This window comes from Microlunatus sp. M237 (assembly GCF_056896895.1).
The window spans coordinates 1,006,915-1,029,395 of sequence record NZ_JBXHBL010000003.1; the positions used below are offsets into that span (position 1 = coordinate 1,006,915).

The window sequence follows — 22,481 nt, forward strand, 5'->3', positions numbered from 1 at the left end:
GCGGCAGACGGTGGTCATCGGAAGTCTCGTGAGGTGTGCCGGGCGGGCAGGATGTCCCGGGCGTCCGGAAACACTCTGCTGAGCGGGTCGAGCCGGTCGGCCACCAGGTTGGTCACCCCGTCGAAGTGCTCCACCACTCCACGGATGATCATGGCGTTCGCGGTCCGGGCGATCCGCCGGTAGCGCTTCCACAGCTCGGCCGAGCAGACCACGTTGAGCATCCCTGTTTCGTCCTCCAGGTTGAGAAACGTGACCCCGCCCGCAGTCCCGGGGCGCTGACGGTGGGTGATCAGTCCGCCGACCCGGACGCGGCGTCCGGCGTGTGACGGCCCCAGCCGTGCGACGGCCAGCACCCCGTGCCCGTCCAGCACCGATCGCAGATGACCCATCGGATGCTCGGACGGGGAGATGTGGGTGGCCCACAAGTCGGCCAGGGTCAGCTCGACCGGGCTCATCCCGGGCAGCGTCGGCGGCGGAGCGTCGATCGCGGTGCCCGGCAGCTGGTCGGCCCGGTCGGCGTAGCCAGCGTTCCACAGGGCCTGCCGACGTGACAGCCCGAACGCGTCGAACGCGCCAGCGGTGGCCAGGGCCTCGGTCTGCTTCACGCTCAGCCCGGCTCGGCGCACTACGTCGTGCTGGTTGACGAACGGCGCTCGCGCACGCTCGGCCACGATCCGCTCCGCCGTGTCCCGACCCAGGCCCTGCACCTCGGTGAGCCCGAGCCGGACAGCGAAGTGACCGTCTCGGCGGTGCTCCGCCGACTGGTCGGGCGCGCCGCGGTGGAACGGTCCCACCGGCGGCTGCTCGTGCGCCAGGCACTCGTCCATCCCCGTTGTCCTGCCGACCGGTTCGGAACCGGCGGAGCCCGTGGGTTCGAGCTCGGCATCCACCCCGGAGAGAGCGATGTCGGGCCGCAGCACCCGCACCCCGTGCCGGCGGGCGTCGGTGACCAGGGACTGCGGGGAGTAGAAGCCCATCGGCTGGGCGCGCAGCAGCCCGGCCAGGAACGCCCCGGGATAGTGCAGCTTGAGCCAGGAGGTGGCGTACACCAGCAGGGCGAAGCTGATCGCGTGGCTCTCGGCGAAGCCGAAGTTGGCGAACGCCTCGATCCGGGCGTAGATGTCGTCGGCCAGCTCCCCGGTGATGCCGTGCGACGCCATCCCGGCGTACAGCTTGGCCTGCAGCCGTTCGATCTTCTCCACCCCGCGCTTGGAGCCCATCGCCCGACGCAGCAGGTCGGCGTCGTCTCCGGTGCAGCCTCCGACCGCGATGGCGATCTGCATCAGCTGCTCCTGAAACAGCGGTACGCCCTTGGTGCGCTCGAGCACCGGGATCAGCGCCTCGTGCAGGTAGGTCACCTCTTCGCGGCCAGTGGCCCGCCGGATGTACGGATGCACCGCACCGCCTTGGATGGGTCCCGGCCGGATCAGCGCGACCTCGACCACCAGGTCGTAGAACCGACGGGGCTGCAGCCGCGGCAGGGTGCCGATCTGCGCCCGGCTCTCGACCTGGAAGACCCCGATCGAGTCCGCCCGGCAAAGCATGTCGTAGACACCGGCCTCCTCCTTGGGGATCGACTCCAGCGACCATGACTCCCCCACCGCCTCGGCGACCAGGTCGAAGGTGTGGCGGATGGCGCTCATGATCCCCAGCCCGAGGAAGTCGAACTTGACCAGTCCCATCCAGGCGCAGCTGTCCTTGTCCCACTGCAGCACCGTGCGGGCGTCCATCCGGCCCCGCTCGATCGGGCAGACCTCCCCCACCGGCCGCTCGGTCAGCACCATCCCGCCGGAGTGGATCCCCAGGTGCCGCGGCGCCTTCATCAGCTGGTTGGCCAGGTCCAGCACCGGGGCGGGGATGTCGTGGACGTCAGCACTCGGCAGTGATCCCCAGGAGTCGATCTGCTTGGACCAGGCGTCCTGCTGGCCGGTCGAATAGCCCAGCGCCTTGGCCATGTCACGGACAGCGGAGCGTGGCCGATAGCTGATCACGTTGGCGACCTGGGCGGCGTTCTGCCGGCCGTAGCGGCGATAGACCTCCTGGATGACCTCCTCTCGACGGTCGGAGTCGAAGTCGACGTCGATGTCCGGCTCCTCGTCGCGGCTCTCCGACAAGAAGCGCTCGAACGGCAGCTGGAACTTGATCGGGTCCACCGCGGTGATCCCCAGCACGAAGCAGACCACGGAGTTGGCCGCCGACCCCCGTCCCTGGCAGATGATCCCGCGGCCCTTGGCGAACTGCACCATCTCGTTGACGATCAGGAAATAGCCCGGGAAGTCCTTGCGCTCGATCACGTCCAGCTCGCGCTGCAGCCGCTCCTCCGCCTCGGCCCGGTTGGTCGGGTAGAGCCGGTCGGCCCCCTGCCGGGCCAGTTCCCGCAACCAGCTGATCGGTGTGTGGCCCTCGGGCACCTGCTGCTTGGGCAGCTTGGGTTTAGCGGCCTGCAAGGAAAAAGCCAGCTCGTCGGCCAGCTGCACGGTACGCGTCACCGCCCCGGGGAAGCGGGCGAACCGCGAAGCCATCTCCGCACCGGATCGTAGGTGCGCACCCGAGGTCGGCAACCAGCCGTCCATCTCGGCCAGCGACCGCCGACCGCGGACCGCGGCCATCGCGGCGGCCAGTCGGGAGGCCTGCGGGGTGGCGTAGTGCACATTGTTGCTGGCCACCAGCGGCAGACCATGATCATCCGCGAGCACCGCCAGCTGGTCGTTGATATGGCTGTCCAGCGGTAGCCCGTGGTCGATCAGCTCGACCACCACATGATCATGACCGAACAGCGACGTCAGCCGGTCGAGCTCCAGCGCGGCGGCCTCGCGACCTCGCTCGGTCAGCGCTTGACGTACCGTCCCCTTGCGGCATCCGGTCATGATCATCCAGTGACCGTCGGCGCGGGCGGCCAGCTCTTCCAGGTCATAGACCGGACGCCCCTTCTCGTCGCCGCGCAGCTGTGCTGCGGTGATCGCTCCGGCCAGCCGGTGATAGCCCTCCACTCCCACGGCCAGCACCAGCAGATGGCTGCCCTCCGGGTCGGGCACCCCGTTCTGCGGAGCCCGCAGACCCAGTGACAGCTCCGCTCCGTAGATGGTGCGCAGGTCGTAGGCTCCCGCCGCCTCGGCGAACCGGGCCGCGGCGTAGAGACCGTCGTGGTCGGTGATCGCCACCGCGTCGAGCCCCAGCCGGACGGCCTCCTCGATCAGCTCCTCGGGATCGGAGGCGCCGTCGAGGAAGCTGAAGTTGCTGTGGCAGTGCAGCTCCGCGTACGGCACCTCGACCGAGCTCGGCCGGCGGACCGCGGCGCTCGGTTCGTAGTAGGGCCGCGAATGCGAGCCGGGAGCTGGATCGCCGTCATGCTTGACCGCCGCCGGCACCCGGCGGCCCGACAGCCGCCGCTCCAGCTCCGACCAGGGGATGTTCGGGTTGTGATAGGCCATCAGGACCGCATCTCCTCGGCCACGGCCCCGCGAGACCGCGCGTGCTCACTCATAGCGTGCCTCCGTCCACCACTGGCCGTTCTCCACCACCAGCAGCCAGGCGCTGCCGTCCACCCCCACCACTTGAAAGCGGGCCACCCGCCTCGCCGCCGCCGCGTCCCACCACAGCTCGTCGATCGGCCACGGTCCCGCCCAGGCCTCGACCCGCATCATGGCGGCGTCCTCAGTGACCTGGAACAACGCCGGCTCCGCTGTCACCGAGCCGCGTCCGGTCACCCCCACCGGTTGTCCCTCCAGTCCGACCACCTGCGCCGCCCGCGGAGTGGCGAAGACCCGGGTCGGAGCCGGCGGGGGCAGGCTGCCGGGCCAGGGCAGACCGGTCGGGCGACGGTTCTCGACCCGCTCCCCCCACGGCGAGACCAGCTGACGGTCGCGGGCGTCCCGGCCGCCCTGCAGCGACGGCGCCAGCACCGCGTCGGGACCGAGCATGCTCTGCAGCCGGGCCACTCCTCGCTCGATCCGCTCGTCCGGGGCGCTGCCCCACAGCCCTTCACCCTGGTCGGCCACCGACTCGACAGACTCGGGCACCAGGCGGACCCCCGTCACCGGCTCCGGGGAGGGGTCGGCCTGCAGCTGCCAGTGCACCCGGTCGATCAGATCGCTGGCTCCGAACCAGCGCGGATGGGCCCAGCGCCGGGCGGCGGTCCAGTTCCCGTCACCGGTCACCTCGATCCGTACCGTGGTGCAGACCAGGCCGTGCCGGGCCAGCTCGGCGACGAACCGCTCGGCGGTCTGCCGGACGCTGAACACGATCGGCTCGATCAGCTCCAGCGGTGGCACGAAGTCGACCCGGGCGTCCAGCTCCGGCGGTGGCGTACGTCCGGCCGCCGCCCGGGTGTCCTGTCCGCGAGCCAGCCGGTGGTGCCAGGCACCCTGACGCCCGAACCGAGTCAGCACGTCGCGCGCGGACAGGCCGGCGAAGTCGCCCAGCGTGGTGATGCCCAACCTGGCCAGCAGGCTGACCATCTCCGCGTCGTCCAGCACCCCGATCGGCAGCGTGGCCAAGAATGCGGCCGACCCACCCGGCTCCACCACGTAGCTGTCCTGCGGCGCGGCCCGGTGGGCAGCCTGCTCGGCGGCGAAGACCCCGTCGGCGATCCCGATCCGGCAGTCCCACACCCCGGCTCCGACCAGCTGCTCGGCGACCACGGCCGCCGCCTCGGATTCGCCGCCGTAGAACCGGCTGGGTACGCCCAGGGCGCACAACCCCGGTCGGACCGGGGCCACGGTGGGGCTGACCTCCTCGATCACGGTCAGCACCTGCTCGAAGGTCCGCAGATCCCGCTCCTCGTTGGCGTCGACCAGCAGCAGCTCGGGACAGCGCGACGCCGCATCCCGGCGCCGCATCCCCCGACGCACCCCCTCCGCCCGGGCGCTCGCCGAGCAGGCCAGCACCTGGTTGTTGCGGACCACCGCGATCGGCGCCCGGGTGGAGAGCTCCTCCTCCACGCACGCCGCCACCACCGGCCAGTCCGGGCACCAGACCACCATCACCCGAGACATCAGCCCGCCTGAGCCGCCGGCATCGACGGTGCGCCGACCCTGGTCATCGGGTGGTCGTCGACCCTGGTCATCAGATGGTCGTCGACCCTGTTCATCAGATGGTCTTCGACCCTGTTCATCAGATGGTCTTCGACCAGGCTCACCTGGCGGTCAGGACCGGGCAGCCACATCGCGACCTCACGGGTCGGGGTGGACCCCCGGCCGACCGCGACCACCGCCTGCCGACCCTGCAGGTGGCCGTACCCCCGGCCGAGTCCGTGCCAGGTGGAGGACCGCAGCGTCAACCGGGCGTCGCTGCGGGGCCAGTCACCCCAGGCGATCAGCACCGCGTCCCGCTGGCGCAGCCGCGCCCGTAACCTCGCCGCCTGGTGCTCGGTGACCCGGGCCGGCGGACGGACGACGACCACGGTGGCGACGTCGACCAGACCGGCGGTGACGCTCAGCCAGTGCTCACCCGGGTCGGGCACCACGATGGTGCGATCCAGATCAATGCCGAAGTCGGATGCTGCCTCGATCCCGAAGTCGGGGGATCCGACCACCGCTGACCAGGCTCCCGCCGCGGACGGTCCGGCCATCAGCGCCATGGCCAGTGCGACGTTGTCCACCGCGTACGTCGACCCGGTCTGCAGTTGCAGCAGACCGGCGAACGCGGGCAGGATCTCCAGCGAACGCGCCATCGTGGTGCCCTGCATCCGGTGCACCCGCGCCTGCAGCTCTTGGACGCCGAGCGGAGCGGGAGAAATGGTCACCTCCCTATAATCGAACAGACGTTCGATGCCGTCAACTGGGCGTCCAGCACCATCGATCAGCGCAACGAAACCCGTCCGGCTGCCCCGTCGACTCTCACCTGCTGTCCGCTCTCGATCCGGCGGGTGGCCTCAGGCACCCCCACCACGGCCGGGATCCCGTACTCCCGGGCGACCACGGCGCCGTGCGAGTTGGCCCCGCCCATCTCCATCACCAACCCGCCAGCGGTCAGGAACAACGGCGTCCAGCCCGGGTCGGTGGACGGCGCCACCAGAATCTCCCCGGGCTCCAGCCGCGCGCCTCGCGGGTCCAGCACCACCCGGGCCCGGCCGGTCGCCGTGCCGGCCGAGGCCGGGCTGCCGACCAGGTCGCCGTCCCCGGCCACCGCGTCCTCCGGCCGCCGCACCGCTTCTGGCTCGGTGCCGTCCGACAGCACGATCCGGGGTACGTGTCGCCGGCCGAGCTCGCGGTCATACTCCGCCCGTCGCCGCCGAACCGTGGCACGCAGATCGGTCCCGGCCAACCCGGCGTCCAGCTCCTCCAACGTGCAGAAGAAGGCGTCCTCGCGCTCGACCAACCGGCCGTGCTCCACCAGCTCGGCCCCGACCACCTCCAGTGATTGCCGCAGCACAGCCAGGGTCCGCACCACCGCGTTCTTCGGTGACTCCCGCAGGCCGGCCAGGGCGCGGGTCCGGCGCAGCGCCAGCGCCACCACGGTGGCCCGCCACCGGCTGCGTCCGCGCATCCGGTGCACCAAGATGTTGATCATGGACTGCGCGTCGGCGGCCGCGCGAGTGAAGAGCACCGGCGGCGCTCGGTCAGGACCCATCGACCGCTGATAGTTCTTGATCATGCCGAAGATGTGGCTGGGGTCGTCCGACCATCGAGGCATCCCGAGATCGATCTCTGCTACGGCTCGATGTCCGTACCGGGCAAGGAACTCCGCTGTCGCAGTGGCGGCAACCGGCGGCAGCGAAACCTCGCGCCAACGGCGCACCAGCTCAGTCACGTCGTGTTGGTCAAGAGCTGAGTCACCCTCGGTGGCGAACAAGGCCGCACTGGCCCGATCTTCACTGATGATCATGCTCAGCCGCCACAGATCCAGATCCATCTCCGTGGTGACGTTGCGCGGCAGTCCCCGCAGCACCGTCTGCAGATCTCCGGGTCGGGCCAGGTCACCCAACAGTCGGCGAGCCAGGGCCAAGGTTGCGAAGCCGGCCATCGGGTAGGCCACCAGGGTCGGCATCAACCTGAACACCCGCGTAGCCAGCACCTCCTCCACCAGGGCCAGCCGATCGACCGTACCGGCGGCGTCCGGCACCGCAGCCGCCTGCAGCGCCCGGCGTTCGACGCGCGCCATCTGCCGATAAGCCAGCCTCGGGCTCAGCAGCGCAAGCAGCGCCCGCCAGGGCAGCCGCAGCTGCAGCACGACCTTCGCGATCGACCACGCGGTGGCCCTGACCGAACCAGGCTGCGGCGCGAACGCGGGCTCCTCGACCAGCCGACGGACGACCGTCGCCGCTCTGGCCTCCATCACGTCCAAGGCTGACAGCGCCACCCGGCGCCCCAACCGGTCGCGGAGCACGTCGGTGGCGTCGACGAACACCCGCTGTCCGGCCACGGCGAGTGAGGCCGGTCCGACCCGGCGCCGGGTCGGCGGCTGACCCGCCAGCGCCGCGACCGACGACCCGATCAGTCGAAAGGCGGACAACCCCAACGGGGTGATCGGCCGGGTCAGCCCCTGAGCCAGCGTGACGCAGAAGTACGCCCGCAGGGGCGACCCCTCCTGCTCGCCGCCCGGCACCGGATACAACGTGGTGATCGCCCGAGCCTGGGTGAGCCAGAGTGCTCCGTCGCTGTCCAGGGCCCACTCGATGTCTTGGGGGTGGCCGTAGTGGGCGGCCACCTCTCGCCCCATCGCCGCCAGCGCGAGGACCTGGTCCTCGGCCAGTGAGTCCCCCTCGGCCGACGCCGACCGCTGCAGCCGTTCGGTGCCACCGCCGACCCGACCGCGAACAAGGACCTGCCGGGCACCGCGGTGTCGTTCGACCACGCGGTCGAGCAGGCTGTCCACCACGAACCGGTCCGGGTCGACCGCTCCGGACACCACAGACTCCCCCAGACCCTCGCTCGCCTCGATCACCGTGTGGTGCCGCGTGCCGGTCACGGGGTCGGCGGTGAACATCACCCCTGCGACGCTGGCCGGGACCATCCGTTGCACCACGACCGCCAGGGCCACCTCATCCGGCGCGATCTGGTGCTGTTGGCGGTAGGCAACGGCGCGTGCGGTCCACAGCGAGGCCCAGCACTGTCGTACCGCCGACAGCAGCGCCTCCTCCCCGATCACGTGCAAGAAGCTGTCCTGCTGTCCTGCGAAGCTGGCGTCGGGGAGGTCCTCGGCCGTGGCCGAGGACCGGACAGCGACCGGCACCGCGTCGCCGAGTCGGGCGTAGCCGTCGAACAGGGCCGCCACCACCTCCGACGGCACCGGCGCGGTGAGCACGGCCTGTCGGGCAGCCGCCGCCCACGCGTGGGGATCGGCACCGTCCTGGCCGCCGAGCAGGGTCGCAAGCCGGTCGGCCACGACCAGCCGATAGACCTCGGTACCGAGGCAGAAGCCCTGCGGCACCGGCCAACCGGCCCGGGTGAGGATGCCGAGGTTGACTGCCTTGCCTCCGACCGACGCTCGGTCCTGATCATCGATCGCAGCCAACCAATATAGGCGCGTCATGACCTCACGATAGGGCGGCGGCTCGACGTTCGTGGTCGAGCAGCCAACGTTTGCGTTCCAGTCCACCGGCGTAGCCGGTCAGCGACCCGTCGGACCCGACCACCCGATGACAGCCAACGATGATGCTGACCGGATTACGGGCGTTCGCCGCCCCGACGGCGCGGACCAGACCCGGCGCGCCGAGCCGCGCCGCGATGGCGCCATAGCTGATCGTGTGGCCGTGGCCGATCGTCATCAGCTCGCGCCAGACCCGCGCTGGAAGTCGGTGCCGCTGAGCGACACGGGCAGGTCGAAGACTCGTCGGCGGCCCGCGAAGTATTCATCCAGCTGACGGTGCAGGGCATCGAACTGCCCGCCGCGGGCATCTCCCGCCACGCCCAGAGACGCGGCGCACGGTGCCGGTCGATGGCCGGGCAGATAGAGCCCGCACAGCACGCCATCAGCGGCCACCGCGGTCAGCTCACCCAGCACTGACGCGATGCTCACCCAGGTCCGGGCCGGAGCGGCCGACGAAGATCTCATGACAGTAAGACGACAATCCCGAGTCGTTCGTGAGTTATGGGCACGGAAGGAAGATAATCCCCATGACAGCACAAGGATCTTTCGTGCACCCTGGTGGTCCAGGTTCGACCGCCCGGGCGCGAACGACAAGGGAGTGCCCATGACTGCAATGACTGCGACCGCGTTTCCAGCCGCCGGGTTCGCACCCACGGGCGTTGTCGTGCTGAACACCGACAACACCACCTTGCACGTGGTCTCGGTCAAGCACGCCATCAAGATGCTCGTCCGGCAGGTCGCCATCATCGAGGAGTCTCGGGCGGGTCACCAGATCGGCCCCTACCCGTTCCCGCTGGTGCTGCGGCTGATCCGCTACGTCAAGACCACGTTCCTGTACGCCCGGACGCCGGCCTGGTCCAAGCGGGGGGTGCTGCGCCGCGACCGACATACCTGCGCCTTCTGCGGTGGCCGGGCCGAGACCGTCGATCATCTGCTGCCACAGTCGCGCGGCGGGCGGAACACCTGGCTGAACACGGTTGCCGCGTGCCGTACCTGCAACAACGTCAAGGCCAACCGGACACCGGCCGAGGCCGGGATGCGGATGTCGCACAAGCCGTACGTCCCCCGGGCGTCGATGGTCACCTGACGGGCCCATCCGGACCAATCGCGCCCGCGAGTCACTGGGGCGGAGCCGGTCAGGCCGGCGGCGGCTCCACGGTAGCTGGAGCGTCCGGCGCCGCACGGTGACGTCGCCGCAGCGCGGGTACGGCCAGCAACGCGAACACGGCGGAGCCCGCCAGACTGCAGGACAGCACGACCAGGCCGAGCGGTACGGCGGTCTGCTCCCCCGCGATCCCGACCAGCGGGGCGACCAGAGCACCCGCGACGTACTGGCCGAGACCGAGCAGCGAGGACGCGGTGCCGGCCCGGTGCGGGTAGTCGGCCAGGGCCAGCGCCGTGGAGGTGGGGAAGATCAGGCCGACCGCGCTGACCATGACAAAGAGCGAACCGACCAAGGACGCCAGCCCGAGCCCGGCCAGCACACAGATCGCGACCCCGGTGGCACCGGCCAGGTTGATCGCCAGCCCGAGCGCCATCACCCGCGCCGGTGAATGACGCCGCGCCAGCCGGCCTCCCAGCTGCCCCATGGCCATGATGCCGAGCGCGTTCGCCCCGAAGACGAAGGAGAACGCCTGAGGACTGAGGCCGTACAGCCGTTGCAGCACGAAGGTGGCCCCGGAGATGTAGGCGAACATCGAGGCGCTGGCCAGTCCGGCCGCGGCCACCACGGCCACGAACAACCGGTCGCGCAGCAGGGACCGGAAGCCATCCATGGTGGCACCGAGCCCACCGGAGGTCCGACGCTCGGCCGGCAGCGACTCCCGCAGCCCGAGGAGTCCCGCCAGCAGCAGCACCACCCCGAAGGCCGCCAGCACACCGAAGATGCCGCGCCAACCCATCACCCGGGTCAGTTGGCCGCCGAGCACCGGGGCGATCACCGGGGCCAGCCCCGAGACCAGCATCAGCCGCGAGAACAAGATCACCAGGGCCCGACCCGAGTACAGGTCACGCGCCACCGCCCGGGAGATGACGAGACCGGCGGCTCCCGACAAGCCCTGCAGCAGCCGGAACAGAAGCAGCACCTCGATGCTCGGCGCGAGAGCGCACGCGGCTGAGGTGATCAGATAGAGAGCCAGGCCGATGACCAACGGCCACCGTCGCCCATAGCGGTCAGACAGCGGCCCGGCGATGAGCTGGCCAACCGCCAGTCCCAGCAGGCAGGCCGTGATGGACAGCTGCGCGCTCGATGTGGACGCAGCCAGCGAAACCGCCAGCTCAGGAAGCGCCGGCAGATAGAGGTCGAGCGAGATCGGGCCGAAGGTGGCCAGTAGTCCCAGAACGACGATGACCCGCGTCGAGGACCCTTCGGCTGCGGCTGCAGGTCGGTTCGCGGTCGGTGGCACACCTCACCCTAGAGCGACCCACCCGGCCCAGCCGCGGATCGTGCGACGTTTCCGGGGCAGAACACTGATCCGACACCGGTCTGGTGCTCTCGAGAGCGCACTCCAACCGCTCTCGAGTACGGTGCCGGCCGGCTCCCCGCCGGCGACGCCGGGTCCGGGTGGAGCGCATCAGCACTCCCGGGCATGATCAGCTCGGCTTGAGCCGGCGACCGCCGTGCCGGGTGCGGACGACAGCGAACGTGCTCTCCAGCGCTTCGATGGCCGAGTCGTAGGAGCGCTGTGCCACGCCGGCGAAGAGACAGTCCACCAGGGCGAGCTGGGCGATCCGGCTCGACATCGCCCCGGAACGGAAGGTGGTCTCCCGGGCGGCCGTGACCAGCAGGTGGTCGGCCTCCGCGGCGATCGGGGAGCCGACGAAGTTGGTGATGGCGATGGTGGTCGCCCCGCGGTGCCGTGCGGTGCGCAGGCTGTCGATGGTGTCAATGGTCGTCCCCGTGTGCGAGATACCCACCGCCACGTCGCCGGGGCGCAGGACGGCGGCCGAGGTGAGCGCGAGATGCGGATCCGGCCAGGCGAAGGAGACCATGCCGATCCGGTGCAGCTTCTGGTGCAGGTCATGGCCGACCAGCGAGCTGGCACCCGAGCCGTAGATGTCGATCCGCGGCGCCTGCGCCACAGCGGTCACTGCCGCTTCCAGCACTGTCAGGTCGAGGGCGGCGGCGGTGTCCTCGATGGCGCGGGCGTCGGCGTGGGTGATCTTGGCCACCACGTCCTGGAGCGAGTCAGTGGCACTGATCTGACCGGTGGTGGGTGCGCCGGCGCTCTGGTCAGTCTCTTCCCACTGCGCCGCGCGAGCCAGCGCGATCCGCAGCTCGGGATAGCCAGCCAACCCGATGGCCCGGCAGAACCTCAGCACCGTGGTCTCCGACGTCTGGCACTGACGTGCCACGGCCGTGATCGAGCTCTCGGAGATGGCGGCCGGGTCGGCGAGCACGGCGGCGGCCACCCGTTGCTCCGCCGGGCGGAGGTTGGGCAGGGCGCCACGGACCCGGATCAGGATCGACAGCGGCGGCCGGTGAGGCTCCGCCTCCGGCGTACGCTCCGCTTCGCTCACCTTTGCCCACTCCCGCCTGTCGCTCGTTCTGTCGAGCGTAGCGGGCGACGACGCGCGGCACACTGTGCACCAGCATCCGCGACCCGCTGCGAACGGCGGATGAGCCCGCCGGTCACGCTGCGGTGATGGTCGGCGGTCAATGACCAGGTCAGCCGGGCATCAGGATGGCTCGGTGCCCGTCGGCAGCTTCTCGGCCAGGAAACGCACGGTGGACTCCCATGCCATCCGCGACGCAGCCGGGTGGTGGAACATCGGGTTGGGGTTGTCGAACGCATGGCCCGCGCCCTCGTACGTCTGGATCGTGGTGTCCGGCTGGCCGGCCAGCGCAGCTCGAATGGCCGACTGCGTGTCGCGATCGAGATAGGCGTCCTCGAGTCCGAAGTGATGCAGGCTCGGCGTCCTCACCCGGGGGGCCAGCTCGGTCAGTCCACCGAGGGCTGACCCGTAGTAGCTGACCAGGACGGCGGGATCGGTCTCAGCCGCCACGTTGAACGCGAGTCCGCCACCGAAGCAGAAGCCGATCAGGCCTGCTCCGCCGACGACTTCTGGCCGACGCCGCAGCGCTTCAAGGGCTGCCACCCCGTCCTGCACGGTCCGATCCCAGTCCAGCTGCGAAGCCAGACCCATCGCCTGGCCGAGTACGTCATCGGCCGACTCGTCCACCGTCTGGGTCTCCAGCCGCCAGTAGAGCTGGGGAGCCAGCACCACATAGCCGAGAGCCGCCAGATCAGCAGCCCGGGCCTGGATGTAGGGGCTGACGCCGAAGATCTCCTGGAACAGCACCAACCCCGGTCCGGACCCGGCGGGCGGCACCCAGAGCAGGGCGGGCATCGCACCGTCGCGGGTGGGGACGTCGACCGTGGTGGGCTGCTTCAGCTCGATCATGATCACAACGTACTCGCGTGGACAGGTCGATGCCTCCAATGTATCTTGACATCAAGATACTTGACCTGGAGGCACGCATGGCAGTTTGGAACCCGACCACCTACCTGCAGTTCGCCGACGAGCGATCACGACCGTTCGTCGACCTCGTCGGCCGCATCGACGCGGAGGCACCCGCCCGGGTCATCGACCTCGGCTGCGGCCCTGGCCAGCTCACCGCGACCCTGGCGAAGCGGTGGCCCCAGGCCGAGGTCTCGGGGATCGACTCGTCACCGGCCATGATCGAACGCGCCCGCTCCCTGGGGGTCGACTCCGTGAACTTCGCCGTCGACGACGTGGCGCTGTGGCAACCGAGACAACCGGTGGATGTCATTGTCAGCAACGCGACTCTGCAGTGGGTGCCCGGACACCGCGAGCTGCTCCCCCGGCTGGTCAACTCACTCGCTCCCGGTGGCTGGCTGGCCTTCCAGGTACCGGGCAACTTCGACGAGCCGAGCCACCGGCTGCTGCACGAGCTGGCAGCGGACCCCCGTTTCGCCGCGCACACCGCGGGAGTGGAACGGCCGGCTGCCTTCGACGCGGCCACCTATCTCGGCGATCTCACGGCGCTGGGTTGCACCGTGGACGCCTGGGAGACGACCTATCTGCACGTGCTCACCGGCCCTGACCCTGTGTTTCGCTGGATCTCCGGGACGGGAGCACGCCCGGTTCTGCAGGCGCTGCCGGACGATCTTCGCGGACAGTTCGAGAGCGACTACGAGGCAGCGCTGCGGCAGGCGTACCCCGAGCATGCGTTCGGCACGGTGTTGCCGTTTCGTCGCGTCTTCGTGGTGGCTCGGCACCAGCCCGCCGTCGACGGCAGCTGAGCGCGCCGGAGGCTGTCAGCTGAGATAAGGACGCGACAGCGTGCACCGTTCTTCGCCACTATCGGCTGCGCCGCGACGGCAGCTGGCGCGACACCGTCCAGTACTCGATGCTCAGCGCGGAATGGGCAACCGTGAAGGAACGCCTGACAGTTGCTTCGCTTGGCTAGGCAACTCCCACCCCAGCGGACATACTGATCACGGCTGCCACATTCGTCACACGAGCCGACGCGGGTGGCGCCGATCGTCTGCGGCTTCGGGGGCCCGCGCGGTCGCGTCGACTGTGAGGAACCCCATGAAGACCGTCCACCCTTCCCCCGACCCTGTCCGCACATCTGCAGTGTCCCTGCGGCGACTTCCCCGTCTGCTGCGCCCCGTCGTGGGCGCCACCGTGCTTGCCCTCCTCGGCGCCGGCTTGGTCGCCACCCCGAGCCAGGCCGAACCAGCAGCCGCCACGCCGGAGGTCCGCACCCTTAAGATCCCGACCGTTGCGGCCAATAAGCGCACGGCGCAACAGCGCAGCAGCCAGCGCAGCACCCAACAGCTGGTGGCCGCGCTACCGCAGCAGAAGACCAAGGACTTCTCGACCGTCGGCGTCACCTGGGCTCCCGGCACGAAGACCCCGCCGCAGGTCGAGGTCCGGGTACGGACCGCCGGCAGCTGGGGCGACTGGCAGCTGCTCGAGACCGAGGACGGCGGCCCGAGCGGCGCCGAGGCGGCCAAGGCCCGGCCCGGCACCACGCCGCTCTGGGTGGGCAACTCCGACGGGGTCGAGGTCCGGGTCATGTCGGCGTCGTCCGAGGCCGAGGCGGCCGCCGTGGCCGCGCCCGCGGACCTGCAGGTGGCGCTCGTCGACCCGCAGCAGCTTCGTGAGGACGCCACCGTCTCGAGCCGGGCGATGCCGGTGCCGCAGGCCTCCGCACCGTCGCTCCCCTATCTCTACCCACAGCCCAAGGTGGTCTCGCGCAAAAGCTGGGGCGCCGACGAGAAGCTGCGGTCCTACAACGGTTCCGACTGCGCGAAGCCGAACTACGACACGACCATTCGGGCTGCGATCGTGCATCACACCGCAGGGTCGAACAGCTACACCGCCGCCGATTCCGCCGCTCAGGTCCGCGGCATCTACGCGTACCACGTGAAGACCCAGGGCTGGTGCGACATCGGCTACAACTTCTTGATCGACAAATTCGGGACGGTGTTCGAGGGCCGCTACGGCGGCGCCACCAAGCCGGTGCACGGCGCGCACGCGACGTCGTGGAACACCGACACGGTCGGGGTCTCACTGATGGGCAACTTCGAGACCGCCAAGCCCACCGCGACGATGTTGGAGAGCACGGCCAAGCTGCTCGCCTGGAAGCTGGAGGGCAACTATCGTGCCGGTACCGGCACGCTGACTCTGGCCGGCAAGAAGATCAACATCATCGCCGGTCACGGAGATGTGATGTCGACGCTGTGCCCGGGCAAGAACATGCGGTCACGGATGAGCGATCTGCGGGCCGACGTCAGCAGCAAGATCGGCTCGTACAACACGCCGATCTATCAGCGCTGGCAGTCACTCGGCGGCGGTAAGGGCTGGGTCGGCGAGCCGCACATCGGCGAGACCGCCCTCGGCACCGGACGGGTCACGCAGTTCGGCGGTGCCGACATCTTGTGGAGCCCGGCGACCGGGGCGTACTGGCTGAAGGGCTCGATCCGCACGAAGTACCGTGCCCTCGGGATGGCCAACCATTGGCTCGGCTTCCCGACGTCGGACCAGGTGTCAGGCCCGTACGGCTCGACGATGAATCGGTTCTCCTCCGGAGCCATCTACCACAGCTCGGCGACGGGTGCAGTGGACGTGTATCGAGCCTTCTACACCCGCTACACCACGATGGGGGCGACCCAGACGCACATGGGCCTGCCCGTGGCCTCCCAGACGCCCGGCCGGATCAGTGGTTCCCAGGTCCAGCGGTTCCAGACCGGACGTCTGTACTGGAGCTCAGCGACCGGAGCACACGACGTGTATCGGTCTTTCCACAGCTACTACGAGGGCCTCGGCGCGAATGTCACCCGCCTCGGGCTGCCGACCGCTTCGCAGTACCCGGGCGCGGTGGCAGGGTCGCAGGTCCAGGTGTTCCAGACCGGCGCATTGTTCTGGACCTCGGCCGGCGGCACCAAGGAGGTCAACGGCGCGATCTGGAAGACCTATCAGGGTCTGAAGGCCGAGAAGTCACGGCTCGGGATGCCGATCCGTAGTGACTACGCTGTGAGCGGTGGCCGAGCCACCGACTTCCAGGGAGGCAAGATCGTATGGACCAAGGCGACCGGCAAGACAGTCGTGACCTACAACTGACGATCGACCGCGACGACTCCCGGGCACGCTACGAGGGTCGGGTGGGTGATGACCTGGTGGGCGAGATCGACTTCTCGCTGCGCGGCAGCACCATGATCATCACCCACACCGGCACCCGGCCTGCCTGGCGTGGCCACGGCATCGCCGGGCGGATGACCACCTTCGCACTGGACGACGCCCGTACCCGTGGACTGCGGGTGCAGCCGGCATGCCCCTATACCGCGGACTTCATCGCCAGGCATCCCGAGTACGCGGACCTGCTGGACTGATCAGCGACCGTCGACCACGCCCAGCAGTCACCCCGGGTGCCCTGAGCGGGGGGCCGCCGGCATCCGGAGGCCGGTACGTCGTAGCTCGATCTCAGCCAGCTCGTTGATCACGGCGGTATTGCCCTCACGCCAGGCCCGCACCGGGTCATCACTGATGGTGGCCAGCACATGCATCGGCTGGGTGGCCATGGCTCGTAGCGCGAAGAGATCGAGATCGGCCCGGGTGTCGATGTAGCGCTGTGCCGCCCGCGCCCGGAGGAAGAAGCGGACCCGCCGCGGTAGCCACAGAGCAACGACGATGGTGACCGGGATCAGGAACACCAGCCAGCCAACCACGCTGGCCAGCCGCTCGATGCTGGCCACCTGCTGGTGCGCGGAGTCGATCACTCCGCCGAGGGAGCCCGCCGCCGCGTCGAACGGCTTGCGCAGCTCCGCACCGATGCCCGGGACCTCGGAGGCCTGTACGGCGGCGTCACGGAGCTGATCGGCCATGGACTGGGTCGTCTCGGCGGTCTTGCGTGCCGGCACGGCGAGTGCGTCGATGCTCTCGTCCACGAACCGGCCGACCAGCCACCACGCGATCCCCCAGACCAGGACGAACAGGTCGGCACTCACCTGTCCCAGAAAGCGCCACGGGCGGCGTGCGTAGATTCCCATGCGGCCCGACCCTACGCCGCCGCGCCGAGTCATCGACGTGCCGCCGGAGCACCTTGGTGGCAGTATGTCGCAGGTGCGTCGACGAACCTGGTCCGCGAAGCCCCCCACGAGTCCCGATGACGGTCCCGATCGACGGCAGCTGGATGATCGCCGTCGATCCCGGCGAGGCGCTGATCGCCACCGGGCACGACTGCGGCTGCTGGCGGCGGCGTGCTGCCTCGCGCTGGCGATGACCACAGCCTGCACCGCCAAGGGCGGCGCCCCCGATGACCCGCCCAGCAACGGCTCCGGACCCGATGCTGTCGCAGCGGCCCTGGCCGCCGGTCTGGCCAAGAAGGACGTCTCGACACTCGCGTTCGCGGGCGCCGAAAGTTCCACGGTGAACGATCAGCTGAAGGCCCTGGTCGCCGGTATGGGTCCGCTCACCCCGAGTGTGACGGTCGGCGCTGTCGACGCGACGTCTGACGCCGCCACCGCCACACTCGCGTACCGCTGGGCCTTTCCCGGGGTTCCGACACCGTGGGCGTACGAAACCACGGCACAGTTCGTGCGCGACGGCGGGACGTGGAAGACCAGCTGGCAGCCCTCCCTGGTGCAGCCGGAGCTGACCGGCACCACCAGGCTCAGCCAGCGCCGGGTCGCGGCAGAGCGTGGCTCGGTGCTCGGCGCGGACGGTGAGGAGATCGTCGTGCCGCGGCCGGTGGTGCGGATCGGCGTGGACAAGTCGGCGGTCACCGGGGCCAAGGCGGAGGCGTCGGCCCGCGCCGTGGCCAAGCTGGTGGACATCGACGCCGACGCCTACGTCGCGAAGGTGAAGAAGGCGGGCGCGGCCGCGTTCGTCGAGGCGATCGTGCTGCGCGCAGACGCCGACAACCGCCCGGCCAACAAGGCCGTCTTCGCGATCGACGGTGCGCTGGCGATCCAGGATGATCAGATGCTGGCCCCGACCCGGGATTTCGCTCGGCCGATCCTGGGCGTGGTGGGTGAGGCGACGGCGGAGATCGTGGCCAAGTCCAAGGGCACGGTGGTGGCCGGGGATCAGGTCGGCCTGTCGGGGCTGCAGCTGCGCTACGACACCCAGCTTCGGGGTACGCCTGGGGCGGAGGTGAGGTTGCTGCCCACCAAGACCGCGGCAACGCCCAGCCCGTCGCCCAGCACCGCCCCGTCGTCGTCGGCGTCTCCGGAGCCCGCCCGTACGGTGTTCCAGGCCAAGCCGGTGGCCGGCAAGGACCTGGAGCTCACCTTGAACCCGGCGCTGCAGACGCTGGCCGAGAAGACGCTGGCCTCGACCAAGCCGGCTAGCGCCATAGTGGCACTCAAGGTGTCGACCGGCGAGGTGCTGGCGGCGGCCAGTGGACCGGGCTCGAAGGAGCTGTCCACCGCCACGACCGGTCAGTTCCCACCCGGATCGACGTTCAAGGTGGCGAGCTCGCTGGCCCTGCTGCGAGCGGGGCTGTCGCCGAGTTCCACCGTGACCTGCCCGGCGACGCTGACCGTGGACGGACGTCGGTTCAAGAACTACAGCGACTATCCCTCGAGCCAACTCGGCTCGATCTCACTCGAGACGGCTGTGGCCAACTCCTGCAACACAGCCTTCATCGGCCAGCGCGGCAAGCTGGCCGACGGCGATCTGGCGGCTGCCGCCGCTTCCCTGGGCCTCGGCACGGACTACGACGTGGGCTTCCCCTCCTTCTTCGGCTCGGTGCCCGACGAGAGCTCACAGACCGGACAGGCGGCTGCACTCATCGGTCAGGCCAAGGTCCAGGCGTCGCCACTCGCGATGGCCTCGGTGATCGCCTCGGTCCAGGGAGGCAGGACCGTGCTGCCGTATCTGGTGTCTGAGAAGAAGGCCACCTCCAAGGCGAAGCCGCTCACCGCGGCCGAGGCGAAGCAGCTCAAGCAGATGCTCGGCGCGGTCGTGTCCGAGGGCAGCGGCGCCTCCCTGCAGTCACTGCAGCCGCCGACGGTGATCGCCAAGACCGGGACTGCCGAGTATGGCAACGACGAACCCCCGAAGACCCACGCCTGGATGATCGCCGCCCAAGGTGATCTTGCCGTGGCGGTCTTCGTGGGCGACGGTAACTCCGGATCCGGCACCGCCGGACCGCTGCTGAAGAGCTTCTTGGAGGATGCACAGTGACGACAGAGCTGACGACCAGCCCGCCGATGTGGAGCGACCACGACGGGTCGGCTGAGATCGTGACGTTCGGTGAGTCGATGGCGCTGATGCTGGCCACCGCCGACTCGCCGCTGCTGATGGCCCGCAGCCTCGACCTGCTGGTCGCCGGGGCCGAGAGCAACCTGGCCACCGGTCTGGCGCGCCTGGGCCATTCGGTGGCCTACTTCGGCAAGGTCGGGACCGATGTCTTCGGTGAGCGGATCCGCCGCGAGCTGCGCAGTGAAGGCATCGACGTTTCGCACCTGGTCAGCGATCCCGAACTGCCCACCGGGCTGCTGATCCGCGATTCGCCGCAGGGGCGCCCGATCAGCGTGGTCTACCGTCGGGCCGGGAGCGCGGCAACCTCGATGACGGTGGCCGACGTACCGCAGGCTTTGGTGCAGAAGGCTCGGCTGCTGCACGCCACCGGGATCACCGCGGCGCTGTCTGAGTCGGCGTTCGAGGCGACGCTGCACGCCATGACGGTGGCCCGCGAAGCCGGCGTGACGGTGAGCTTCGACCCGAACGTACGCCTCCGGCTGGCGTCGCCGGCGCGCTGGCAGGAGATCATCGACGTCCTGGCCGGTCAGGCCGACATCGTCCTCACCGGTGCGGACGAGGCAGAGATCGTCTCCCCCGGGGTGGACCCGGCCCAGTGGTACGCCGAGCGCGGTGCGGCGATCGTGGTGGTCAAGGACGGCGAGCGGGGGGCGACCGAGCACGACCGCAACGGCCAGACGCACCAGCCCATCCGTCGGGTCACCGCCATCGACCCGGTCGGGGCTGGGGACGCGTTCAACACCGGTTGGCTCTCGGCCTGGCTGCGTGGGCTGCCGGCCGTCGATCGGCTCCGCCAGGGCTCCGCGGTGGCGTCGTTGGTGGTGGCCACCCACGGTGACTCGGTGGGGCTTCCCGACGTCGCAACCCGGGACGCGATCCTCGCGGAGAGCCAGGACATCGACCGATAGGATCGCCGTCATGACCGTTCCCCATTCCCGCCTTCAGGTCAAGACCGCCATCTTCGACTCGGGCGTGGTCGGCATCGTGCGCACCGACAGCGCCGACCAAGCCGTCGCGTACACGCGACAGATCTGGGACGCCGGCGTGGACGTGGTGGAGGTCGCGCTCACCACCCCGGGCGGGCTGCAGGCGATCGAGACGCTCGCGGCCGAGGTCGAGGGTCCGCGCATCCTCGGCGCGGGTACGGTTCTCGACGCAGCAACGGCCCGCATGGCCATCCTCGCCGGCGCACGGCTGCTGGTGACGCCGACGCTGATGGAGGACGTTATCGAGGTGGGTCAGCGCTACGGCGTGGCCACGGCGATCGGCTGCAGCACTCCCACCGAGATGCTGCGGGCCACGACGCTCGGGGCAGACATGGTGAAGGTCTTTCCGGCCAGCCTGTGGTCGCCGAAGATTCTCAAGGATGTCCTGGCGGCGCTGCCGCAGCTGGACTGCATCCCGACCGGCGGGGTGTCACCTGACACGGCGGCGGCGTGGATCCAGGCTGGGGCGCGGGCGGTCGGGCTGGGGTCGGCGCTGACCAAGGGCGATGATCCGGCGGCGAGCGTGAAGGCGCTGCTGGCGGCCATTCGCGAGGCTCGAGCCTGAGAGCTCATCTCGGCTTTCCCGTCCGGATGGACTGTCCTGGTATTCGTGTCGGTCTCAGCGTCGTCGTCGTTTCGCTCCCCTGTCCCCGTGAGCGGTCTGCCGTGGAACCAAGCGACAGCCGCGAGTTCTGCGTAGCGACTTTCAACGCTTGGCAGTGACCGGGCCCTCAGGACCGCGTGCTCCGCTCCGTTCCCCTCTCTAACCTCCCAAAGATTTCCTCGGTCTAGTCTTGTATTCGTACATGTGTTCGATTAGAATGAAGCATGGACGTGATCGGGGGATCGAACAACGAGTCGGACACGACTCCCGCGGTGCATGCCCTGGCGGAGCTGTCGGGGGCGCTGGACCGGCTGATCGCCGCGGTGGGCGAGGGTGGGTTGGATCATTTGGATGATCCGGACCTGCTGCGGTTCGCCGTGAACTTCGAGCGGGTCCGAAACCGGATGTCGATCGTGGATCATCGGCTGGTGTCGGATCTGGACGAGCGGCAGGTCGCCGACCAGCTGAACGCCCGCACCACCAAAGCACTGCTGGTGCAACTGCTCAGGGTCTCCGACGCCGAAGCGGGCCGGCGGGTCCGGGCCGCCCGGGCGCTGGGAACGCACCGCACCATGCACGGCCTCAAGGTGGAACCGTCCCACCCGGTCCTGGCCACCGCCCAAGGTGCGGGCGAGGTCAGCCCCGAGCAGGTCGACATCATCGAGCGCGCGTTGGAGCAGCTGGACCATCCCGCCTACGACCCCTCCGTTGTCGTCACCGCGGAAGCTGAGCTGAGCGGGTATGCGCACACGTTCGCTCCACGAGATCTGCGGCTGATTGCGACGAAGCTGGTCGAGGCCTACGACCCCGACGGCACGGTCCCCGACGAACAACTCCAAGCCGACCGGCGGCACCTGCGCCTGGTCGCCACCCGCGACGGCAGCTGGCTGCTCGAGGGCCGGTTGACCGGCGACACCGGAACAGCCCTATGGGCGGTCCTGTCACCGCTGGCCAAACCACGGGTAGATGCGACCGGGGCAGCGAACCCGACGGTGGACGGTCGCACCCATGGGCAGCGGCTGCATGACGCCCTCGCCGACCTCACCGCCCGGGCCCTACGCGCCGGTGGGCTGCCCGACACCGGAGGCACCCCGGCCACGGTCATCGTGACCATCACCGCCGACGACCTGCTGCACCGCACCGGCCACGCGGAGACCAGCACCAACACCCTGCTCACCCCCGCGCAGCTGCTCAGGTTGGCTGGGGAGGCGGAGATCATTCCCACCGTGCTGAGCGCCACCGGCGAACCACTCACCCTGGGTCGGACGCGGCGGATCGCCACCAGGACCCAGACGTATGCGTTGATCGCCCGCGACGGTGGCTGCTCGTTTCCCGGCTGCGACCTTCCACCGGAATGGTGCGACCGGCACCACCTGATCCCCTGGGTCGACGGTGGCCCCACCGATGTGGCCAACCTGACCCTGTTGTGTCGCTATCACCACACCCATTTCGAACAACGCGGCTGGACCTGCACCCTCAACCCTGACGGTCTACCAGCGTGGACCCCTCCCCGATGGGCCGACCCCAGCCAGATCCCCATGATCAACAACCGCATCCGACGACGACACCTCAACCAAACAAAGAATGTGAGCGTCCGTCCGAAGGAGCCAGCACTATGCTGA

The 22,481-nt window shown here is 69.7% G+C and carries 18 protein-coding genes; 8 read left to right on the forward strand and 10 right to left on the reverse strand.

Annotated features, from left to right (window positions below; genetic code table 11):
- Positions 1–14 precede the first annotated feature (14 nt).
- From AC1XX3_RS15720 to AC1XX3_RS15745, 6 genes are read right to left on the reverse strand one after another with little or no spacing between them, the layout of a single operon-like run.
- Positions 15–3,431 (reverse strand): error-prone DNA polymerase, encoded by a 3,417-nt coding sequence (locus AC1XX3_RS15720; RefSeq protein WP_483322068.1) that lies wholly within the window; start codon positions 3,429–3,431, stop codon positions 15–17.
- A 45-nt stretch (positions 3,432–3,476) separates the two neighbouring features.
- On the reverse strand, positions 3,477–4,994 hold the full coding sequence (locus AC1XX3_RS15725) for a DNA polymerase Y family protein (RefSeq protein WP_483322069.1): 1,518 nt from the start codon (positions 4,992–4,994) through the stop codon (positions 3,477–3,479).
- Positions 4,994–5,743 carry a hypothetical protein gene (locus AC1XX3_RS15730; protein WP_483322070.1) on the reverse strand — a complete coding sequence of 250 codons (750 nt, stop codon included), beginning with the start codon at positions 5,741–5,743 and terminating at the stop codon, positions 4,994–4,996. The genes AC1XX3_RS15725 and AC1XX3_RS15730 overlap by 1 nt, the downstream gene beginning before the upstream one ends.
- 56 nt (positions 5,744–5,799) lie before the next feature.
- Positions 5,800–8,472, reverse strand: coding sequence for a PEP/pyruvate-binding domain-containing protein (locus AC1XX3_RS15735; RefSeq protein WP_483322071.1), 2,673 nt, complete (start codon positions 8,470–8,472; stop codon positions 5,800–5,802).
- A 4-nt stretch (positions 8,473–8,476) separates the two neighbouring features.
- Entirely contained in the window at positions 8,477–8,707 is a 231-nt protein-coding gene (locus AC1XX3_RS15740) for a methylated-DNA--[protein]-cysteine S-methyltransferase (protein WP_483322072.1), read from the reverse strand.
- Positions 8,707–8,994 carry a methylated-DNA--[protein]-cysteine S-methyltransferase gene (locus AC1XX3_RS15745; protein ID WP_483322073.1) on the reverse strand — a complete coding sequence of 96 codons (288 nt, stop codon included), beginning with the start codon at positions 8,992–8,994 and terminating at the stop codon, positions 8,707–8,709. The genes AC1XX3_RS15740 and AC1XX3_RS15745 overlap by 1 nt, the downstream gene beginning before the upstream one ends.
- 139 nt (positions 8,995–9,133) lie before the next feature.
- On the opposite strand from AC1XX3_RS15745, the gene AC1XX3_RS15750 reads away from it, so the two are divergent.
- On the forward strand, positions 9,134–9,616 hold the full coding sequence (locus AC1XX3_RS15750) for an HNH endonuclease (protein ID WP_483322074.1): 483 nt from the start codon (positions 9,134–9,136) through the stop codon (positions 9,614–9,616).
- Between the two features lie 49 nt (positions 9,617–9,665).
- Here AC1XX3_RS15750 and AC1XX3_RS15755 read toward each other — a convergent pair whose 3' ends face one another.
- From AC1XX3_RS15755 to AC1XX3_RS15765, 3 genes are all read right to left on the reverse strand, one after another.
- Positions 9,666–10,934, reverse strand: coding sequence for a multidrug effflux MFS transporter (locus AC1XX3_RS15755; protein WP_483322075.1), 1,269 nt, complete (start codon positions 10,932–10,934; stop codon positions 9,666–9,668).
- A 187-nt stretch (positions 10,935–11,121) separates the two neighbouring features.
- A complete protein-coding gene (locus tag AC1XX3_RS15760; RefSeq protein WP_483322076.1) occupies positions 11,122–12,048 on the reverse strand; it encodes a MurR/RpiR family transcriptional regulator in 927 nt (308 codons plus the stop codon).
- Between the two features lie 159 nt (positions 12,049–12,207).
- The gene (locus AC1XX3_RS15765) at positions 12,208–12,933 is read right to left on the reverse strand and encodes a dienelactone hydrolase family protein (RefSeq protein WP_483322077.1); all 726 of its coding nucleotides are present in this window, start codon (positions 12,931–12,933) and stop codon (positions 12,208–12,210) included.
- 77 nt (positions 12,934–13,010) lie between these two features.
- Here AC1XX3_RS15765 and AC1XX3_RS15770 point away from each other — a divergent pair, with 77 nt between their 5' ends.
- From AC1XX3_RS15770 to AC1XX3_RS15780, 3 genes are all read left to right on the forward strand, one after another.
- Positions 13,011–13,796: a trans-aconitate 2-methyltransferase gene (locus tag AC1XX3_RS15770; RefSeq protein WP_483322078.1), complete on the forward strand. Its 786-nt coding sequence runs from the start codon at positions 13,011–13,013 to the stop codon at positions 13,794–13,796.
- Between the two features lie 292 nt (positions 13,797–14,088).
- Positions 14,089–16,125, forward strand: coding sequence for an N-acetylmuramoyl-L-alanine amidase (locus AC1XX3_RS15775; RefSeq protein ID WP_483322079.1), 2,037 nt, complete (start codon positions 14,089–14,091; stop codon positions 16,123–16,125).
- A gap of 2 nt (positions 16,126–16,127) precedes the next feature.
- On the forward strand, positions 16,128–16,394 hold the full coding sequence (locus tag AC1XX3_RS15780) for a GNAT family N-acetyltransferase (protein WP_483322128.1): 267 nt from the start codon (positions 16,128–16,130) through the stop codon (positions 16,392–16,394).
- Between the two features lie 27 nt (positions 16,395–16,421).
- On the opposite strand, the gene AC1XX3_RS15785 is transcribed toward AC1XX3_RS15780, so the two are convergent.
- Complete coding sequence (locus AC1XX3_RS15785) at positions 16,422–17,051, reverse strand: hypothetical protein (protein WP_483322080.1); 630 nt, start codon at positions 17,049–17,051, stop codon at positions 16,422–16,424.
- Between the two features lie 229 nt (positions 17,052–17,280).
- Here AC1XX3_RS15785 and AC1XX3_RS15790 point away from each other — a divergent pair, with 229 nt between their 5' ends.
- From AC1XX3_RS15790 to AC1XX3_RS15805, 4 genes are all read left to right on the forward strand, one after another.
- Positions 17,281–19,191, forward strand: a complete 1,911-nt coding sequence (locus AC1XX3_RS15790; RefSeq protein ID WP_483322081.1) for a penicillin-binding transpeptidase domain-containing protein — start codon at positions 17,281–17,283, stop codon at positions 19,189–19,191.
- Positions 19,188–20,177 (forward strand): sugar kinase, encoded by a 990-nt coding sequence (locus AC1XX3_RS15795; protein WP_483322082.1) that lies wholly within the window; start codon positions 19,188–19,190, stop codon positions 20,175–20,177. Before AC1XX3_RS15790 ends, AC1XX3_RS15795 begins: the two co-directional genes overlap by 4 nt.
- Positions 20,178–20,187: 10 nt before the next feature.
- Positions 20,188–20,820, forward strand: coding sequence for a bifunctional 4-hydroxy-2-oxoglutarate aldolase/2-dehydro-3-deoxy-phosphogluconate aldolase (locus AC1XX3_RS15800; RefSeq protein WP_483322083.1), 633 nt, complete (start codon positions 20,188–20,190; stop codon positions 20,818–20,820).
- Between the two features lie 263 nt (positions 20,821–21,083).
- The gene (locus tag AC1XX3_RS15805; protein WP_483322084.1) at positions 21,084–22,481 is read left to right on the forward strand and encodes an HNH endonuclease signature motif containing protein; all 1,398 of its coding nucleotides are present in this window, start codon (positions 21,084–21,086) and stop codon (positions 22,479–22,481) included.